15 protein-coding genes and 1 riboswitch are annotated in these 18,028 nt (G+C 71.6%); of the genes, 10 read left to right on the top strand and 5 right to left on the bottom strand.

Features of this window, described 5'->3' with window-relative positions; translation table 11 throughout:
• Nucleotides 1-40 precede the first annotated feature (40 nt).
• The 5 genes from ACH5AF_RS33530 (at nt 41) to ACH5AF_RS33510 (ending at nt 7,511) form a co-directional block, all read left to right on the top strand.
• Nucleotides 41-1,528 carry an aldehyde dehydrogenase family protein gene (locus tag ACH5AF_RS33530; protein ID WP_398907083.1) on the top strand — a complete coding sequence of 496 codons (1,488 nt, stop codon included), beginning with the start codon at nt 41-43 and terminating at the stop codon, nt 1,526-1,528.
• Between the two features lie 17 nt (nt 1,529-1,545).
• A complete protein-coding gene (locus tag ACH5AF_RS33525; RefSeq protein ID WP_398907081.1) occupies nt 1,546-3,093 on the top strand; it encodes a GMC family oxidoreductase in 1,548 nt (515 codons plus the stop codon).
• A gap of 26 nt (nt 3,094-3,119) precedes the next feature.
• Nucleotides 3,120-4,442, top strand: coding sequence for a glycine betaine/L-proline ABC transporter ATP-binding protein (locus ACH5AF_RS33520; RefSeq protein WP_398907080.1), 1,323 nt, complete (start codon nt 3,120-3,122; stop codon nt 4,440-4,442).
• 52 nt (nt 4,443-4,494) lie between these two features.
• Nucleotides 4,495-6,480 (top strand): ABC transporter permease, encoded by a 1,986-nt coding sequence (locus ACH5AF_RS33515; RefSeq protein WP_398907078.1) that lies wholly within the window; start codon nt 4,495-4,497, stop codon nt 6,478-6,480.
• A gap of 62 nt (nt 6,481-6,542) precedes the next feature.
• Complete coding sequence (locus ACH5AF_RS33510; RefSeq protein ID WP_398907076.1) at nt 6,543-7,511, top strand: ABC transporter substrate-binding protein; 969 nt, start codon at nt 6,543-6,545, stop codon at nt 7,509-7,511.
• On the opposite strand, the gene ACH5AF_RS33505 is transcribed toward ACH5AF_RS33510, so the two are convergent.
• Genes ACH5AF_RS33505 through ACH5AF_RS33495 form a run of 3 tightly spaced genes read right to left on the bottom strand, consistent with a single transcriptional unit; the run spans nt 7,465 to nt 9,314 of the window.
• Complete coding sequence (locus tag ACH5AF_RS33505) at nt 7,465-8,007, bottom strand: hypothetical protein (RefSeq protein WP_398907074.1); 543 nt, start codon at nt 8,005-8,007, stop codon at nt 7,465-7,467. The two genes, ACH5AF_RS33510 and ACH5AF_RS33505, sit on opposite strands and share 47 nt — an antisense overlap.
• A gap of 51 nt (nt 8,008-8,058) precedes the next feature.
• Entirely contained in the window at nt 8,059-8,808 is a 750-nt protein-coding gene (locus ACH5AF_RS33500) for an isocitrate lyase/phosphoenolpyruvate mutase family protein (RefSeq protein WP_398907072.1), read from the bottom strand.
• An 11-nt stretch (nt 8,809-8,819) separates the two neighbouring features.
• Nucleotides 8,820-9,314, bottom strand: coding sequence for a carboxymuconolactone decarboxylase family protein (locus tag ACH5AF_RS33495; RefSeq protein ID WP_398907071.1), 495 nt, complete (start codon nt 9,312-9,314; stop codon nt 8,820-8,822).
• Between the two features lie 47 nt (nt 9,315-9,361).
• Here ACH5AF_RS33495 and ACH5AF_RS33490 point away from each other — a divergent pair, with 47 nt between their 5' ends.
• Nucleotides 9,362-10,801 carry a PLP-dependent aminotransferase family protein gene (locus tag ACH5AF_RS33490; protein WP_398907069.1) on the top strand — a complete coding sequence of 480 codons (1,440 nt, stop codon included), beginning with the start codon at nt 9,362-9,364 and terminating at the stop codon, nt 10,799-10,801.
• A 222-nt stretch (nt 10,802-11,023) separates the two neighbouring features.
• On the opposite strand, the gene rocD is transcribed toward ACH5AF_RS33490, so the two are convergent.
• Nucleotides 11,024-12,229, bottom strand: coding sequence for an ornithine--oxo-acid transaminase (gene rocD / locus ACH5AF_RS33485; RefSeq protein ID WP_398907068.1), 1,206 nt, complete (start codon nt 12,227-12,229; stop codon nt 11,024-11,026).
• Between the two features lie 149 nt (nt 12,230-12,378).
• Nucleotides 12,379-12,467: riboswitch (ZMP/ZTP riboswitch) on the top strand.
• 38 nt (nt 12,468-12,505) lie between these two features.
• On the opposite strand from rocD, the gene glyA reads away from it, so the two are divergent.
• The 4 genes from glyA to ACH5AF_RS33465 all read left to right on the top strand — a co-directional run bounded on the left by glyA (nt 12,506) and on the right by ACH5AF_RS33465 (nt 16,742).
• A complete protein-coding gene (gene glyA, locus ACH5AF_RS33480) occupies nt 12,506-13,774 on the top strand; it encodes a serine hydroxymethyltransferase (RefSeq protein ID WP_398907066.1) in 1,269 nt (422 codons plus the stop codon).
• Nucleotides 13,775-13,949: 175 nt separating this feature from the next.
• Nucleotides 13,950-14,960 (top strand): tryptophan--tRNA ligase, encoded by a 1,011-nt coding sequence (gene trpS, locus ACH5AF_RS33475; protein WP_398907132.1) that lies wholly within the window; start codon nt 13,950-13,952, stop codon nt 14,958-14,960.
• 173 nt (nt 14,961-15,133) lie between these two features.
• Nucleotides 15,134-15,715, top strand: coding sequence for a 2'-5' RNA ligase family protein (locus ACH5AF_RS33470; RefSeq protein ID WP_398907064.1), 582 nt, complete (start codon nt 15,134-15,136; stop codon nt 15,713-15,715).
• Nucleotides 15,716-15,827: 112 nt separating this feature from the next.
• Complete coding sequence (locus ACH5AF_RS33465) at nt 15,828-16,742, top strand: YihY/virulence factor BrkB family protein (protein WP_398907063.1); 915 nt, start codon at nt 15,828-15,830, stop codon at nt 16,740-16,742.
• Here the strand turns inward: ACH5AF_RS33465 and ACH5AF_RS33460 are convergent.
• Nucleotides 16,690-17,856 carry a D-alanyl-D-alanine carboxypeptidase family protein gene (locus ACH5AF_RS33460; protein WP_398907131.1) on the bottom strand — a complete coding sequence of 389 codons (1,167 nt, stop codon included), beginning with the start codon at nt 17,854-17,856 and terminating at the stop codon, nt 16,690-16,692. The genes ACH5AF_RS33465 and ACH5AF_RS33460 overlap by 53 nt on opposite strands.
• Nucleotides 17,857-18,028: the final 172 nt, after the last annotated feature.

Here is an 18,028-nt window from a genome sequence, read left to right as displayed (position 1 = left end):
CCGGTGTAGGACGAAACGGGAACGAAAGGCCGAACACGACGTGTCGACAGCACAACAGACCATCCACGTGGGCGGGGAATGGCGCTCAGCCGTCTCCGGAGCCACGCGCGAGATCATCGACCCTGTCGACGCGAGCGTGTTCGCCGTCGTCTCGGAGGGCGGCACCGCCGACACCGACGACGCCGTGGCCGCCGCGCGGGCCGCCTTCGACGACGGGACCTGGCCGCGTACGCCCGTCGCCGAACGCGCCGCCCTCCTGCGGCGCGTCGCCGCCCTGCTGGAGCGGGACCGGGAGAAGATCGCCGGCCTGGAGAGCCAGGACGCCGGAAAGACCCTCGAAGAGGGGCGCACCGACGTCGACTGCGTGCGCGATGCCTTCGTCTACTTCGCCGACCTCGTCATGAACGAGAGCGGCGGCCGCGTCGTCGACGCCGGGTCCGACGACATCCACAGCGTTGTCGTGCACGAACCCGTCGGGGTCTGCGCGCTGATCACACCCTGGAACTACCCTCTGCTCCAAGCCAGCTGGAAGGTCGCCCCGGCACTCGCCGCCGGCAACACCTTTGTGATCAAGCCCAGCGAGATCACCCCGCTGACCACCGTCGCGCTCGTGGAGCTGCTGATGGAGGCCGGACTGCCGCCCGGTGCCGCGAACCTCGTCACCGGCCCCGGCGACACCGTCGGCGCGCGCCTCGCCGAGCACCCCGACGTGGACCTCGTGTCCTTCACCGGCGGGCTCGTCAGCGGCACCAAGGTCGCCCACGCCGCCGCCGACACCGTCAAGAAGGTCGCTCTCGAACTCGGCGGCAAGAATCCCAACGTCGTCTTCGCCGACGCCTGCGCGACCGAGGAAGGCTTCGACACCGCCGTCGACCAGGCGCTCAACGCCGCCTTCATCCACAGCGGTCAGGTCTGCTCCGCCGGCTCCCGCCTCATCGTGGAGGAGTCGCTGCGCGAACGCTTCGTCGCCGAACTCGCGCGCCGGGCCGAGAAGATCCGGCTCGGACGCGGCACCGACAAGGGTGTCGAGTGCGGTCCGCTCGTCTCCGCGCAGCAGCTCGCCAGGACCCAGGACTTCGTGGCGTCCGCGCTGAAGGAGGGAGCGGTGCTCCGGGCCGGCGGCGAACGCCCGGACGGCCCCGGCTACTTCTACCGCCCCACCGTCCTCGACCGGTGCAACCGCCGGATGCGGGTCGTCCGCGAGGAGATCTTCGGACCGGTCCTCACCGTCGAGACCTTCTGTACGGAGGACGAGGCCGTCGCCCTGGCCAACGACACCGAGTACGGCCTCGCCGGCGCCGTGTGGACCGCCGACGCGGGCCGCGCCCGCCGCGTCGCCGGACGGATGCGCCACGGCACCGTGTGGATCAACGACTTCCACCCCTACCTGCCACAGGCCGAATGGGGCGGCTTCGGGAAGTCGGGCACCGGCCGTGAGCTGGGCCCGACGGGGCTCGCCGAGTACCGCGAGACCAAGCACATCTACCAGAACCTCGCTCCGCGCCCCGTGCGCTGGTTCGCGGGCTGAGCGGAAGAAAGCAGCACATGACCGAGCAGCACACCGTGTACGACTACGTCGTCGTCGGCGGCGGGACCGCCGGCTCCGTGATCGCCTCCCGCCTCACCGAGAACCCCGACGTCACCGTCGCCGTCATCGAGGGCGGCCCCAGCGACGTCGGCCGAGACGACGTGCTCACCCTGCGCCGCTGGATGGGCCTCCTCGGCGGCGAACTCGACTACGACTACCCGACCACCGAGCAGCCCCGCGGCAACTCGCACATCCGCCACAGCCGCGCCCGAGTGCTCGGCGGCTGCTCGTCCCACAACACCCTCATCGCCTTCAAGCCGCTGCCGTCCGACTGGGACGAGTGGGCCGACGCCGGCGCCGAGGGCTGGGACGCCGTGTCGATGGACCCGTACTTCGTCAAGCTGCGCAACAACATCGTCCCCGTCGACGAGGCCGACCGGAACGCCATCGCCCGTGACTTCGTCGACGCCGCGCAGACAGCGCTCGACGTGCCGCGCGTAGAGGGCTTCAACAAGGCGCCGTTCCACGAGGGCGTCGGCTTCTTCGACCTCGCGTACCACCCGGAGAACAACAAGCGCTCCTCCGCGTCGGTCGCCTACCTGCACCCCTTCCTCGACCGGCCGAACCTGCACATCGCCCTGGAGACCTGGGCGTTCCGGCTGGAACTCGACGGCACCCAGGCCACCGGCGTGCACGTGCGCACCAAGGACGGCGAGGAGCACGTCGTACGGGCACGGCGCGAGGTGCTCGTGTGCGCGGGCGCCGTGGACACCCCGAGGCTGCTGCTGCACTCCGGCATCGGGCCGCGCGCCGACCTGGAGAAGCTCGGGATCCCGGTCGTGCACGATCTGCCGGGCGTCGGTGAGAACCTGCTCGACCACCCCGAGTCGGTCATCGTCTGGGAGACCCACGGGCCCATCCCGGAGAACTCCGCGATGGACAGCGACGCCGGGCTCTTCGTACGGCGGGACCCCGCGTCCGCGGGCCCCGACCTGATGTTCCACTTCTACCAGATTGCCTTCACCGACAACCCCGAGCGCCTGGGCTACGAACGGCCCGCGCACGGCGTGTCGATGACCCCCAACATCCCCAAGCCCAAGAGCCGCGGCCGCCTCTACCTGACCAGCGCGGACCCCGAGGTCAAGCCCGCCCTCGACTTCCGGTACTTCACCGACGAGGACGACTACGACGGCCGCACGCTGGTCGACGGGATCAGGATCGCGCGCGAGATCGCGAAGCAGGAGCCGCTTGCCGGGTGGCTGAAGCGTGAGGTCTGCCCGGGGCCGGAGGTCACCTCCGACGAGGGCATCAGCGAGTACGCGCGCAAGGTCGCGCACACCGTCTACCACCCGGCGGGTACCTGTCGGATGGGCTCGGAAGGGGACGAACTCGCGGTCGTCGCACCCGACTTGAAGATCCGCGGCCTCAACGGCATCCGGATCGCTGACGCGTCCGTCTTCCCGACGATGACGGCCGTCAACCCGATGATCACCGTGCTGATGGTCGGGGAGAAATGTGCGGACCTGCTGGCTGCGGAAGCCGACAAGAGGGGCGGGAACCGATGACGTCAGATCCCATGAAGGCAGATCCCATGAAGGCAGATTCGAACGCGTCCGAGATCAAGGCGTCCGAGACGAAGGCGCCCGAGAACAACGCCTCCGAGATCAAGGCGTCGAAGACCAAGGCGTCCGAGATCAACGCGTCCGAGACGAAGGCGTCCGAGACGAAGGCGTCCGAGATCAAGGCGTCGAAGGCCAAGGCGTCCGAGGTCAAGGCGTCGGACACCCAGGCGTCGACCGCGAAGGCGGCGACCGTCAAGGTGCCTGCCCAGAAGCCCGATGCCTCCGGCGGGGCGGCCGCGGCCGCCGAAGCGCCGGCCGTTTTCTCCGTACGCGACCTGTGGAAGGTCTTCGGCCCCAAGGCCGCAAAGGTCCCGGCCGACCCCGCGCTGGCCGCCCTGCCCCCCGCCGAGCTGCGCGAACGCACCGGCTGCACCGCAGCCGTACGGGACGTCTCCTTCGACGTGCGCAAGGGCGAGGTCTTCGTCGTCATGGGCCTGTCCGGCTCCGGCAAGTCCACGCTCGTGCGCTGTCTGACCCGGCTGATCGAGCCGACTTCCGGGACGATCGCCATCGACGGCGAGGACGTGCTCTCCATGGACACCGCGCGGCTGCGCGAACTGCGCCGCCACCGTGCCTCCATGGTCTTCCAGCACTTCGGCCTGCTGCCGCACCGATCGGTGCTCGACAACGTCGCCTACGGTCTGGAGATCCAGGGCATGGGCAGGGCCGCGCGCCGCACGCGTGCCGCCGAAGTCGTGGCGAAGGTCGGCCTGGAGGGCCTGGAACACCGCAGGCCCGGTCAGCTGTCGGGCGGCCAGCAGCAGCGTGTCGGTCTGGCGCGCGCGCTCGCCGTGGACCCGGAGGTGCTGCTGTTCGACGAGCCGTTCAGCGCGCTGGACCCGCTGATCCGCCGCGACATGCAGGAGGAGGTCGTACGGCTGCACCGTGAGGAGGGCCGCACGATGGTCTTCATCACGCACGACCTGAACGAGGCGCTGAAGCTCGGCGACCGCATCGCGCTGATGCGGGACGGCCGGATCGTGCAGCTCGGCACCCCGGAGCAGATCGTGGGCGCCCCCGCCGACGACTACGTACGGGACTTCGTCCGCGACGTGCCGCGCGAGCAGGTCATGACGGTTCGCACCGCCATGCGGCCCGCCGACGGGGACGAAGCCGAAGCAGGGCCCGCGCTGGCCCCCGGCGCGACCGTCTTCGAGGCGATCGAGGCCGTGGCCCGTACCGGGCAGACGGCCCGCGTCGTCGAGGACGGCCGCTGCCTGGGCGTCGTCGGCCACGCGGACCTGCTGGCCGTCGTGGCGGGCACGTCCGGCCCCAAGGGGGTGGCCGCGTGATACGCCGACAGCACACGGCGGCTCGCCGAAGTACTGACGGACGGTGGTCTCGATGACCGCTGCCGTGTCCGCGCCCGCCGCGGAGAAGAAGAACATCACCGGGCAGCCGCTGCGCGACATCCTGCGCCGGCCCGTGAAGGCCAAGCTGCTGGTGCTCGCCGCCCTCGCGGTCGTGCTGGTGCCCGCCGGGATCGCCCTGTGGGGCAGCGGCAGCTGGCCGGCCGCCCTGCACATCGACATCTCCGGGCCGCTCGACGACGCCAACAGATGGGTCGTCGACAACCGGGACACCCACCCGCTGTTCCTGTACTTCCTGCTGCACCTGTCCAACACGGCCACCGACGCGGTGGGCGGTGTGTACGACCTGCTGAGTTCGATCGGCTGGGTCGGGGTGCTCGCCGCCGGCGTCCTCCTCGCCTGGCGCGCCGCCGGGCTCGGACGCAGCGGTGTCAAGGTCGCCGCGACCGCCTTCGGCGCGTTCGCCCTGTGCGGACTGCTGGGCATGTGGAACGCCACGCTTCTCACCATCGCGCTGATGGTCGTCGCCGTGGCCGTCGCCGCGCTGCTCGGTGTGCTGATCGGACTGGCGGCCGGTCTGTCCGACCCGATCAACCGTGCGCTGCGGCCGGTGCTCGACACCATGCAGGTGCTGCCCGCCTTCGCGTACCTGCTGCCCTTCGTGCTGGTCTTCGGCACCGGCACGCCGGCCGCGCTGTTCTGCACGGTCATCTACGCCGCCCCGCCCATGGCCCGCCTGACGGCGCTCGGGCTCCGCGGCGCGGACCCCTCGGTACTCGAGGCGGCCGCCTCGCTCGGCGCGAGCCCATGGCAGCGCCTGCGGACGGCCCGGCTGCCGCTCGCCCGTCAGCAGATGCTCCTCGGCCTCAACCAGACGATCATGATGGCGCTGTCGATGGTCGTCATCGCCGCGCTCGTCGGCGCCGGCGGCCTCGGTGAAGAGGTCTACTCGGCGCTCTCCACCGTCGACGTCGGCATGGCGCTGGCCGCCGGTATCCCGATCGTGCTGATCGCGATCTGGCTCGACCGCACCACCGCGGCGGCCGGCGACCGCATCGGTCAGAGCACGCCCGGCGACGGACCGCTGCACGGCCGCTCGGGCTGGGCGCTGGTCGCGGCGGGTGTCGTCGCGGCGGTGTCGGCGCGGTTCCTCGTCGGTACCGCCTGGCCCGAGGCCTGGACGTTCGACATCTCCACCCCCGTGAACAAGGCACAGAGCTGGATCACCGCCCACTTCTCCTCCGGCGTCCCGGTGCTCGGCGGCACCGAGACGTGGTCGGAGCAGTTCACCCTGTGGGTCCTCAACCCGCTGCGGGACGGCCTGTTCTGGCTGCCCTGGTGGGCGGTCCTGCTGATCGTCGCCGGCCTGGCATGGCTCGTCGGGACGTGGGCGACGGCGCTGACGGCCACGCTCGCGATGTCGGCGATCGGTGTGCTCGGCGTGTGGACGAAGTCCCTCGACACGCTCTCCCAGGTGCTGGCCGCACTGGTCGTCACGCTGGTCCTCGGCGTCCTCGCGGGCGTCGTGTGCGCCCGTGCCGGGCGGCTGGAACGCTGGCTGAGGCCCGTCCTCGACGCCATGCAGACGATGCCGCAGTTCGTCTACCTCATCCCGGTCGTGGCGCTTTTCGGCGTCACCAGGGCGTCGGCCATCATCGCGGCCGTCGTCTACGCGCTGCCCGCGGTCGTGCGCATCACCGCACAGGGCCTGCGTGAGGTCGACCCCGCCGCGATGGAGGCGGCGCGCTCACTCGGTGCCTCGACCCGGCAGCAGCTCTTCCAGGTCCAGCTGCCGCTCGCCCGGCCGGCTCTCCAGCTCGCCGTCAACCAGGGCGTCGTGCTGGTCCTCGCCGTGGTCGTCGTCGGCGCCCTCGTCGGCGGCGGAGCGCTCGGCTACGACGTCGTCAAGGGCCTGTCCCGCGGCGAGATGGGCCTCGGGATGACGGCCGGTGTGGCGATCGTCTGCCTCGGTCTCGTACTCGACCGGGTCACGCAGCCCACGGCCCGCAAGCGTCCCTGATCCGTCCGGAACGCCCCCTGACCACCACTGACATCCCCGTCACCAACAGCAGGAGCCCCATCATGCGAAACCGCACCAGAACCCTCCGTACCGCCACCGCCGTCGTCGGCGCCCTGGGCGTCCTCTCGCTCAGCGCGTGCAGTGCCGCCGAGACCGGCAAGAGCCAGGACGCGGCCGACGGCGCCAAGACCGTGAAGCTGACCGTCCCCTCCTGGGTCGGCGCGCAGGCCAACACGGCCGTCGCCGAGTACATCCTGGAGAAGGAGCTCGGCTACACGGTCAAGTCCCAGCAGATGGGCGAGGTGCTCGCCTGGGACGCGCTCTCGAAGGGCGACATCGACGCGATCATGGAGGACTGGGGGCACCCCAAGGAGGAGAAGCGGTACGTCGAGGACAAGAAGACCGTCGTCAAGGGCGGCGACCTCGGTGTCACCGGCCACATCGGCTGGTTCGTGCCCAAGTACTTCGCCGACGCGCACCCCGACGTGACGGACTGGAAGAACCTCGACAAGTACGCCAAGGAGCTCGCGACCGCCGAGAGCGGCGGCAAGGGCGAGATCCTGGAGGGCTCGCCGGACTACGTCACCAATGACGACGCGATCATCAAGAACCTCGACCTGAATCTGAAGACCAACTACGCGGGTTCCGAGGCGGCGCAGATCACGGCCATCAAGAAGTACGTGAAGGACAAGAAGCCCTTCCTCACGTACTGGTGGACGCCGCAGTGGCTGAACGCCGAGGTCGACCTGGTCGAGGTCAAGCTCCCGGCGTACAAGGAGGGCTGCGACGCCGACCCTGAGAAGGTCGCCTGCGCCTACCCCAACACCCCGCTGCAGAAGTTCCTCAACGCGGACTTCGCGAAGAACGGCGGGGACGCCGCCGAGTTCCTGAAGAACTTCACGTGGACGACCGAGCAGCAGAACGAGGTCGCGCAGATGATCGCCGGTGAGAAGATGTCCCCCGAGGCCGCGGCCGAGAAGTGGGTCAAGGCGAACGAGTCGACGTGGAAGGCCTGGCTGCCGAAGAAGTGACACCCGGGGCGGGCCGGTTCCGGGGCGGCCGCAGGCGCTGCCGCCCCGGCCCCGCCGCCCGCCCTGGCGCCCCGCCGCGTCGCCCCACCCTGCCGCCCCGGCGCGGGCCTCGGGAGGCGAGCGGGCCGGGGCTCGGCAGGCGAGCGGGGTTCCGCCAGGTGCCGCGGCGTGCCGACTCGGCCGACCGCGCGGTCTTCGCCAGGTCCACCGCCGACTTGAGGCTCAGGCCCGGTGCGGCTTCCCGCAGGGCCTTGATCGCCGGGATGGAGTCCGCGGGGCCCGCCACGCCCGCCGCGTCGAGACGCCGGCGCACCCAGCGGGCCCGCAGGTCCTCGAACGTCGTGGCCGACGCGTCCTCGACGATCTCCAGGGCCCGCTCGAGTCCGGCGCGTTCCTCCGGGGCGGCCCGGTCCAGCGCGGCGCGGACCGCGGCGACGATGCCGTCCGCGTCGCGCAGCACGATCACTGACTGTTCCCGCTTGGTGAGTCCGAGCATGGGCTGATCGTGTCCCCCGACAGGCTTGTCCCTCCGTGCAGTTGACCCTCTTCAGAGCTTCGCCCGCCCAGGCCCTGTCCCGTACAGCTCGCGGGCCATGTCCGCCACCGCAGCCTGCGCACGGCGGTGCAGGCCGGGGCCGAAGGTGATGCGGGTCGCGCCCAGCCGGCCGAGCTCGGCCACCGGTGGGTCGGAGGCGGGCGCGAACACGTTGATCGGGGCCTCGGTGGCAGCGCGCAACAGCGGCAGCTGCCCGGACGGCACACCGATCGGGTAGACACAGTCCGCGCCCGCCGCGACATACAGCCGCATACGGGCGACGGCCTCCGCCGGGTCGCCCACCGCGCGCAGGAACGTGTCGACGCGGGCGTTGACGAACAGCGCGTCACCCGCCTCCGCGCGGATCTCCGCCAGCCAGTCGGCGTGCCGGTGCGGGTCCTTGAGGCTCTTCGTCGCGCGGTCCGTGTCCTCGATGTTGCAGCCCACCGCGCCCGTCTGAAGCAGCCGTGCCACCAGCTCCTGCGGCGGCAGGCCGTAGCCGTCCTCGACATCGGCGCTCACGGGGACGGCGACGGCCCGTGCGATACGGGCGACGGCCGCGAACATCTCGTCCGCCGGGGCCTCGCCGTCCTCGTGGCCGAGGGACGCCGAGACCCCCGCGCTCGGCGTCGCGAGGGCGGGAAAGCCCGCGTCGGCGAACGCGCGGGCGCTCGCCGCGTCCCACGGCCCCGGCAGGACGAGCGGATCGCCGGGCTCGCGTCCGTGGTGAAGGGCGCGGAACGCCCCAGCGGTTGCGGTCATCTCGCGCCCCTTCAGTGCTTCAGCGAGCCGGGCGTGTAGTGGCCGGGGACGAGCCGCCCGGCCACAGCGAACCGGTTCCAGGTGTTGATCACCGCGATGGAGGCGATGAGGTGGGCCAGTTCGGTGTCGTCGAAGTGCTTCGCGGCCTTCTCGTACACCTCGTCGGGGACGAAACCATCGGTCAGCACCGTCACCGCCTCCGTCAGTTCGAGCGCCGCGATCTCCTTCTCGGTGTAGAAGTGCCGCGACTCCCCCCAGGCGCTGAGCTGCACGATGCGCTCCACCGACTCGCCCGCCGCCAGGGCGTCCTTGCTGTGCATGTCGAGGCAGAACGCGCAGTGGTTGAGCTGCGAGGCGCGGATCTTCACCAGCTCCAGCAGGGCGGGGTCGAGGTTCTCCCCGGCCGCCCCGTCCAGCCGGACCATGGCCTTGTAGACGTCGGGCAGGAGGGCGGCGACGCTGATGCGGGGCTCGTGCTCGGGCGCGTACGTGTCGTTGGTCGTCATGGCTACGACCGTACGGGCCCTGTGGCATGTCGATATGGTCCACTTTCATGACGGATTCCTGGGCCACTTTCGGCACCGACCTTCATCTGGAACTGCGCGGGACCCGGCTGCGCAGCGGCCTCATGGACGCTCTGAGGGAGGCCGTGCGCACCGGCAGGCTCGCGCCCGGCACCCGGCTTCCGTCGTCCCGGTCCCTCGCCGCCGACCTGGGCGTCGCCCGCAACACCGTCGCCGACGCCTACGCGGAACTGGTCGCCGAGGGCTGGCTCGTCGCGCAGCAGGGCTCGGGCACCCGCGTGGCCCTGGGGGCGCCCGCGTGGCGAAGGCCACGGGGGAGGTCCGCGCCGCGCGGACCGCTCGTCCGCGAGAGCCCGGTCGGGCCGCGGCCCGTGTCCCGCGGCCCCGCCCACGACCTGACGCCGGGCAGCCCCGACCTCGCGCGGTTCCCGCGCGCCGAATGGCTCAAGGCCGCGCGCAGGGCGCTGACCGCCGCGCCGCACGAGGCGTTCGGATACGGCGATCCGCGCGGCCGCATCGAGCTGCGGACCGCGCTGGCCGACTACCTGGCCCGCGCCCGCGGCGTGTACGCGGCGCCCGAACGGGTCGTCGTCTGCAACGGCTTCGTGCACGGCCTGGTGCTGATGGGCAAGGTCCTCGCGCGCCGGCGGGTGCGGGAGGTGGCCGTCGAGTCGTACGGGCTCGACTTCCACTGGGACCTGCTGACGAGGACGGGACTGCGCACGCCCGCCCTGCCCTTCGACGGCGCCGGCACCCGCACCCGGGCGCTGGGCACGATGCGCGGCGTGGGCGCCGTGCTGATGACGCCCGCGCACCAGTTCCCGCTGGGCGTTCCGCTGCATCCCGACCGGCGTGCGGCGGCGGTCGACTGGGCGCGCAGGACGGGCGGCGTGATCCTCGAGGACGACTACGACGGCGAGTTCCGCTACGACCGGCAGCCCGTCGGCGCGCTCCAGGGACTCGACCCGGAGCGCGTCGTCTACATGGGCACGGCGAGCAAGTCGCTGGCGCCCGGACTGCGGCTGGCGTGGATGGTGCTGCCGGAGAGCATGGTGGGCGAGGTGCTGGAGGCCAAGGGCCGCGAGGAGTGGGCCTCCGGTGCGCTGGACCAGCTCACGCTGGCGGAGTTCATCACGTCCGGCGCCTACGACCGGCATGTCCGCGGTATGCGGCTGCGGTACCGGCGGCGACGCGACCAGCTGGTGGCGGCACTCGCGGAGCGGGCCCCCGCCGTCCGGGTCAGCGGGATAGCCGCCGGGCTGCACGCGGTGCTCGAACTCCCGCCGGGCGGCGAGCCCGAGGCGATCCGCTCGGCGGCATGGCACGGCCTGGCGGTGCCGGGCCTGTCGGACTTCCGCCATGCCGATGCCGTGGCGGACGCCCGCGAGGGACTTGTCGTCGGGTACGCGACACCGCCGGACAGTGCCTGGGCGGGGGCGCTGGACGCCCTGTGCCGGTCCCTGGAGTAGGCCGGGCACCCGGCGCGGCGACGGCGCGGCGACAAGCGCGACGGGTCCGCGGCGGGAGGAACCGATGGCGCGCCGCGCCTCGGATGGCGGCTCAGCGACGCGCGACGCCTCGGATGGCGGCTCAGGACGGGCTCAGGACGCTCCGAGCTGCCAACCGCGGCTCAGCCTGCGAGGACCATCCGTAGCCGCCCGCCGCCCGCGGCCGAGCCCATGAGGGCCGGCTCACCCCGTGAGGACCGCACGGAGCTGGTCGAGTCCCCAGTCCAGGTCCTCCTTGCTGATCACCAGCGGCGGCGCGAGCCGGATCGTCGCACCGTGGGTGTCCTTGGCCAGGACACCCCGGTCCATCAGCTTCTCCGAGATCTCCCGGCCCGTGCCCAGGCCCGGGGCGATGTCCACACCCGCCCACAGACCGCGCCCGCGGACCTCCGTCACGGCGCCGCTGCCTGTGAGCAGGCCGAGTTCATGGTGCAGATGTTCGCCCAGCTCGGCCGCCCGCGCCTGGAATTCACCCGTGCGCAGCATCGCGAGGACCTCCAGCGCCACCGCACAGGCCAGCGGATTGCCGCCGAACGTCGACCCGTGCTCGCCGGGCCGGTACACGCCGAGGACCTCGGCGGACGACACCACCGCCGACACCGGCACGACACCCCCGCCGAGCGCCTTGCCCAGCACGTACATGTCCGGCACCACACCCTCGTGCTCGCACGCGAACGTCTTCCCGGTCCGGCCCAGACCGGACTGGATCTCGTCCGCGACGAAGAGCACCCCGCGCTCCCGGGTGAGCCTGCGCACGCCGGGGAGGTAGCCGCGCGGCGGGACCAGCACCCCGGCCTCGCCCTGGATGGGCTCCAGCAGCACCGCCACCGTGTTCGCGGACATGGCCGCCTCCAGCGCGGTCAGGTCGCCGTACGGCACGATCTCGAAGCCAGGCGTGTACGGGCCGAAGTCCGCGCGCGCCTCGTGGTCTGTCGAGAAACTGATCACCGTGGTCGTACGGCCGTGGAAGTTGTTCGCCGCGACGATGATCTTCGCCTGGCCCTGCGGGACGCCCTTGACCCGGTAGCCCCACTTGCGGACCGTCTTGACCGCCGTCTCCACCGCCTCCGCGCCGGTGTTCATCGGCAGCACCGTCTCCATGCCGCACAGCTCGGCCAGCTGGGCGCAGAAGTCCCCGAACCTGTCGTGGTGGAAGGCGCGGGAGGTGAGGGTGACCCGGTCCAGCTGGGCCTTCGCCGCATTGATCAGCCTGCGGTTGCAGTGCCCGAAGTTGAGGGCCGAGTAGCCGGCGAGCATGTCGAGGAACCGGCGCCCCTCGACATCGGTCATCCAGGCGCCGTCGGCCGAGGCGACGACGACCGGGAGGGGGTGGTAGGTGTGCGCGCTGTGCGCCTCCGCGGAGGCGATGGCAGAAGTCGTGGTCGACACGGGTGCTCCGATCGTCAGGACAGGCCATGCGGCGGGGGCGGCGCCCCGTCCCCTGGACGGTGCCCGGATCCGGGGTGGTGCCTCGTTTCTATCGTCGCTCGCCATCCGGACGGGGGCACCGGGCTGTCGGCGTGCCCGCTAGGGTGGTCGGCGCGTGCGGCGACTGGCGTACGGGGAAGTGACCCCGAGGGAGCCGTACGGGTAGTGACGCGTGGTGTCGATCGCCTGGGCACCCCGGGACAACGACCGATGCCACGGACCGTCCCGGAGGACACCATGCCCCTTCCCCTGCCGCACCCCGCGCTCCTGGCCACCGACCCCGAGCTCGCCGCCCTCGTCGGCGCCGAGGAACGGCTCCAGGCCGACACCCTGCGCCTGATCCCCAGCGAGAACTACGTCTCCGCGGCCGTGCTGGAGGCATCCGGCACCGTGCTGCAGAACAAGTACAGCGAGGGCTACGCGGGCCGCCGTTACTACGAGGGCCAGCAGTACATCGACCAGGTCGAGCGGCTCGCCGTCGCGCGCGCCAAGTCCCTCTTCGGCGTCGACCACGCCAACGTCCAGCCCTACTCCGGCTCCCCGGCCAATCTCGCCGTCTACCTCGCCTTCGCCCAGCCCGGCGACACCGTGATGGGCATGGCCCTGCCCATGGGCGGCCACCTCACCCACGGCTGGGGCGTCTCGGCCACCGGCACTTGGTTCCGCGGTGTGCAGTACGGCGTACGCCACGACACCGGGACAATCGACTTCGACCAGGTCCGCGACCTGGCCCTCACGGAGCGCCCCAAGGTCATCTTCTGCGGCGGCACCGCGCTGCCCCGCACCATCGACTTCCCCGCCTTCGCCGAGATCGCCCGGGAGGTCGGCGCGGTGCTGGTCGCCGACGTGGCCCATATCGCGGGCCTCGTCGCGGGCGGCGCCCACCCCTCGCCGGTCCCGCACGTCGACGTCGTGTCCACCACGACCCACAAGACCCTGCGCGGGCCGCGCGGCGCCATGCTGATGTCCCGCGAGGAGCACGCCAAGGCCATCGACAAGGCGGTCTTCCCGGGCCTCCAGGGCGGCCCGCACAACCAGACCACCGCGGCGATCGCCGTTGCGCTGCACGAGGCGGCCCGGCCCTCCTTCAGCGACTACGCCCACTCCGTCGTCGCCAACGCCAAGGCACTCGCCGCCGAACTGCTCGCCCGCGGCTTCGACCTGGTCTCCGGCGGCACCGACAACCACCTGATCCTGATCGACCTCACCTCCAAGGACGTCCCCGGCAAGATCGCGGCGAAGGCCCTCGACCGGGCCGGGATCGTCGTCAACTACAACACCGTCCCCTTCGACCCCCGCAAGCCCTTCGACCCGTCCGGCATCCGCATCGGCACGCCGTCGCTGACCTCGCGCGGCCTCGGCACCGAGCACATGGCCGCGGTCGCCGAGTGGATCGACCGCGGCGTCGCGGCGGCGGCCAAGGGCGACGAGGACGCGCTCGCCGCGATCCGCGCGGAGGTGTCCGACCTGATGGCGGTGTACCCGGCCCCGGGCCTGGCCGCCTAGCTCGGAGCCGCACCCGTCCCACGGGCGGCCCGGGCTCACGTACCCGGGCCGCCCCCGGTCGCGCGCCTTTGACCACCGGCGGCCGGACACCGCTTCCGCACCTGAGAGAATGTGGAGCATGGCCTCAGTTCGCCCGCCCGTCGCCCACCACCACCCGCAGGGGAATGGCTCCGCCATGCAGCGTCGACCTCGTGTGCTCTCCGGGATCCAGCCCACCGCCGGCTCGTTCCACCTCGGCAACTACCTCGGCGCCGTCCGCCAGTGGGTGGCGCTGCAGGAGTCCCACGACGCGTTCTACATGGTCGTGGACCTGCACGCGATCACCGTCCCGCAGGACCCCGCGGAGCTGCGCGCCAACACCCGGCTCGCCGCCGCCCAGCTGCTCGCCGCCGGGCTCGATCCCGAGCGCTGCACCCTGTTCGTGCAGAGCCATGTGCCCGAGCACGCCCAGCTGGCCTGGATCATGAACTGCCTGACGGGCTTCGGCGAGGCGTCCCGGATGACGCAGTTCAAGGACAAGTCCGCCAAGCAGGGCGCCGAGCGCGCCTCGGTCGGCCTGTTCACGTACCCGATCCTTCAGGTGGCGGACATCCTGCTGTACCAGGCCAACGAGGTCCCGGTCGGTGAGGACCAGCGCCAGCACATCGAGCTGACGCGCGACCTGGCCGAGCGCTTCAACGGCCGCTTCGGCCGGACGTTCACCGTCCCCGCGCCGCACATCCTCAAGGAGACGGCGAAGATCTACGACCTCCAGGACCCGTCGATCAAGATGAGCAAGTCGGCGTCGACGCCGAAGGGTCTGATCAACCTGCTCGACGACCCGAAGGTCACCGCGAAGAAGGTCAGGAGCGCGGTCACCGACACCGACACCGTGATCCGTTTCGACGCGGTCGAGAAGCCGGGCATCAGCAACCTGCTCAGCATCTACTCCACCCTCACGGGTACGGCTGTGGCCGATCTGGAGCGGAAGTACGAGGGCAAGGGCTACGGTGCGCTGAAGACCGACCTCGCCGAGGTGATGGTCGAATTCGTCACACCGTTCCGCACCCGGACGCAGGAATACCTGGACGACACGGAGACGCTGGACTCCATCCTGGCCAAGGGCGCGGAGAAGGCCCGCGCGGTCGCCGCGGAGACGTTGGCCACCACGTACGAAAGGGTGGGCTTCATCCCTGCAAAGCACTGAGCGCACCCGGACGCGCACCCAGCGCATACCAGGAACCCGCCGGGACGGAAAGAGTCCGAGGGCGCTGTGTCCAAGGACTCTGGCCGAACCGGCGGTACAGCCGCCACACTGGCGCTGCACACCCGCGCACGGCTGTACCGGCAGCCCGCGCACCGAGACAGAGGGAGAACGACGTGGGGACCGTAACGCTCGGCGTTTCGCTCGCGGTCCCGGAGCCGTACGGCAGCCTGCTCCAGGAGCGGCGCGCGGGCTTCGGGGATCCCGCCGCGCACGGCATTCCGACCCACGTCACGCTCCTGCCGCCCACCGTGGTCGACTCCGCCGCGCTGCCCGCGGTGGAGGCGCACCTCTCCGCCGTCGCGGCGGCCGGACGCCCCTTCCGGATGCGCCTGTCCGGCACGGGCACGTTCCGCCCGCTCTCGCCCGTCGTCTTCGTCCAGGTCGTCGAGGGCGGCTCGGCCTGCTCCTGGCTCCAGCAGCGGGTACGGGACGCATCGGGCCCTCTCGTGCGCGAGCTGCAGTTCCCGTACCACCCGCATGTCACCGTCGCCCACGGCATCGCCGAGGAGGCGATGGACCGGGCGTACGAGGAGCTGGCGGACTACGCCGCCGAGTGGACCTGCGCGTCCTTCGCGCTCTACGAGCAGGGCGCGGACGGGGTGTGGCGCAAGCTGCGCACCTACGCCTTCGGCGGGGGTGTCCCCGGCGTGCCCGCGCAGGGCTCACCGGTCGACGAGCGCGCCACCACCGCCTGACCCCCATCCGATCGACCGCCGCCGGTTCGCCGTGGTGCGGCGGGTTGGCCCGGTTCGCCGCCGTGCGGTGGGTCGCCGTCGTCGGCGGGCGGATGCCGGGTAGGCGTACGTCATGGACTGGCTGATCAAGCTCCCCGTCGTCGGCCCGCTCGCCGCCCGGCTGATGCGCACGCACGCCTGGCGCAGCTACGAGACCCTGGAGCGGGTGCACTGGACGCGGCTGGCCGCGGCCGTCACGTTCCTCAGCTTCCTCGCCGTCTTCCCGCTCCTCACCGTCGCCGCCGCGGTCACCGCGGCGCTGCTCGACCAGAAGGCGCTGGACACGCTGAAGCGCAGGATGTCCGAGCAGGTGCCCGGCATCTCCGACCAACTCGACATCAATGGTCTGGTCGCCAACGCGGGCACGGTCGGGGCGGTCGCCGGAGCCCTGCTGCTGCTCACCGGCATCGGCTGGGTCGGTTCGATGAGGGAGTGCCTGCGGGCGGTGTGGGAGCTCGACGACGAGGACGCGGGCAATCCCCTGCTCCGCAGGCTCAAGGACGCGGGAGTGCTCGCCGGGCTCGGCGGCATCGGCCTCGCCTCGCTCGCCGCCTCGGCCCTCGGCTCCACCGCGGTCGGCTGGAGCGCGGACCGGCTCGGCCTGGAGAAGGGCGGCATCGCCGGCGTACTGCTGCAGATCGCGGCACTCGCGGTCGCCGTGCTCGCCGACTTCCTGATCCTGCTCTATGTGCTGACGCTGCTGCCCGGTGTGCAGCCGCCGCGCCACCGGCTGATCGTGGCCGGTCTCATCGGCGCGGTCGGCTTCGAACTGCTCAAGCTGCTGCTCGGCGGCTATATGAGAGGCGTCGCGACCCGCAGCATGTACGGCGCCTTCGGCGTGCCGATCGCACTCCTGCTCTGGATCAATTTCACCGCCAAACTCCTGCTGTTCTGCGCCGCCTGGACGGCGACGCGGGACAGCGGACGCGAGCAGGTCAGGACCGCGGAAGGCGGCGCATCCGCTCGGGGAGCGGCCAACGGCGCTTGACGAGGAACGCGCCCGCGGCCAGGAGCACCAGCACACCGCCCACGACGGCGAGTGCGATGCCCCTGCCGCCCGAGCCGTGCTGGGCGGCGGCCAGGGGCTTCGCGGGTGCGCCCTTGCCGTTCTTGGCCGGCTCGGCGCCGGACGACGGCGTCTCGGCCGACTTCGGCGGCACCAGCTCACCGACCGGCGTGACCTTTCCGGCTGCCGCGAAGCCCCAGTCGAGCAGCCGGGCGGTCTCCTTGTAGACGGCCTGGCTCTCCTCGGAGTCCGGGTTCATGACCGTCACCAACAGGACGCGGCCGTCGCGTTCGGCGACACCGGTGAACGTCGCGCCGGCGTGTGTGGTGTTGCCGTTCTTCACGCCCGCGATGCCCTTGTACGGCTCGATCCCGGCCGCCCCGGTGAGCAGGCGGTTGGTGTTCTGGATCTCCTTCTGCTCGCCGGGGAACGCCGCACGGACCGTGGAGCAGTACTCGCGGAAGTCCTTCTTCTGCATGCCGCTGCGGGCGATGAGCGTGAGGTCGTACGCCGACGAGACCTGACCGGGTTCGTCGTAGCCGTCGGGGGAGACGACGCGTGTGTCGAGTGCCTGCAGCTCCTCCGCGTGCGCCTGCATGTCCTGGACCGTCCGCGACATGCCGCCGTTCATCTCCGCCAGCACGTGCACCGCGTCGTTGCCGGAGCGCAGGAACACGCCGAGCCAGAGGTCGTGGACCGTGTAGGTGTTGCCCTCCTTCACCCCGACGAGGCTGCTGCCGTCTCCGACGCCCGCGAGGTCGGTGTCGGTCACCTTGTGGACCATGTCCTTGGGCAGCTTCGGCAGCACCGTGTCCGCGAAGAGCATCTTCAACGTCGACGCGGGGGGCAGCCGCCAGTGCGCGTTGTGGGCGGCGAGCACCTCGCCGCTCTCGGCGTCCGCCACGATCCACGCACGGCCGCTGACGTCCTTGGGCAGGACCGGGGCGCCCGCGCCGAGCCTGACCTGAGTGCCCGGCTTGCCCAATTGGGCCCCTCCGACCGTCGACATGCTGGCCGGCGGCTTGGGCGCTCTCCTGGCCGGCTTGCCGTCGAGCGTCGCCGCGGACGCGGGGACGGCTGTCATGGCGGGCAGCATCGCGGAGGCGACAGCCGCGAGCGCGGCCCTTCTCGCGAACGGTTTGAAGGCAGCAGACAGAGCAGACACGCACGAGAACGTACAGGGCGTCGCAGAAAATGTGGAGATCGGCCCGCTGACCCGCCACGAGCGACGCCGGGACAGAGCACCCCGCGAGGCCCGGTCGGGGGAC

It is taken from the genome of Streptomyces sp. NPDC018833, from assembly GCF_044390825.1.
GTDB lineage: Bacteria > Actinomycetota > Actinomycetes > Streptomycetales > Streptomycetaceae > Streptomyces.
This window is presented reverse-complemented; position numbering and strand designations above follow the sequence as displayed.

What these genes read in the sequence shown, in the direction of transcription:
- ACH5AF_RS33525 (WP_398907081.1), top strand. Translation starts at nt 1,546, where the DNA reads ATGACCGAGCAGCACACCGTGTACGACTACGTCGTCGTCGGCGGCGGG.
- ACH5AF_RS33520 (WP_398907080.1), top strand. Translation starts at nt 3,120, where the DNA reads ATGAAGGCAGATTCGAACGCGTCCGAGATCAAGGCGTCCGAGACGAAG.
- ACH5AF_RS33515 (WP_398907078.1), top strand. Translation starts at nt 4,495, where the DNA reads ATGACCGCTGCCGTGTCCGCGCCCGCCGCGGAGAAGAAGAACATCACC.
- ACH5AF_RS33510 (WP_398907076.1), top strand. Translation starts at nt 6,543, where the DNA reads ATGCGAAACCGCACCAGAACCCTCCGTACCGCCACCGCCGTCGTCGGC.
- ACH5AF_RS33505 (WP_398907074.1), bottom strand. Translation starts at nt 8,007, where the DNA reads ATGCTCGGACTCACCAAGCGGGAACAGTCAGTGATCGTGCTGCGCGAC.
- ACH5AF_RS33500 (WP_398907072.1), bottom strand. Translation starts at nt 8,808, where the DNA reads ATGACCGCAACCGCTGGGGCGTTCCGCGCCCTTCACCACGGACGCGAG.
- ACH5AF_RS33495 (WP_398907071.1), bottom strand. Translation starts at nt 9,314, where the DNA reads ATGACGACCAACGACACGTACGCGCCCGAGCACGAGCCCCGCATCAGC.
- ACH5AF_RS33490 (WP_398907069.1), top strand. Translation starts at nt 9,362, where the DNA reads ATGACGGATTCCTGGGCCACTTTCGGCACCGACCTTCATCTGGAACTG.
- glyA (WP_398907066.1), top strand. Translation starts at nt 12,506, where the DNA reads ATGCCCCTTCCCCTGCCGCACCCCGCGCTCCTGGCCACCGACCCCGAG.
- trpS (WP_398907132.1), top strand. Translation starts at nt 13,950, where the DNA reads ATGCAGCGTCGACCTCGTGTGCTCTCCGGGATCCAGCCCACCGCCGGC.
- ACH5AF_RS33465 (WP_398907063.1), top strand. Translation starts at nt 15,828, where the DNA reads ATGGACTGGCTGATCAAGCTCCCCGTCGTCGGCCCGCTCGCCGCCCGG.
- ACH5AF_RS33460 (WP_398907131.1), bottom strand. Translation starts at nt 17,856, where the DNA reads ATGCTGCCCGCCATGACAGCCGTCCCCGCGTCCGCGGCGACGCTCGAC.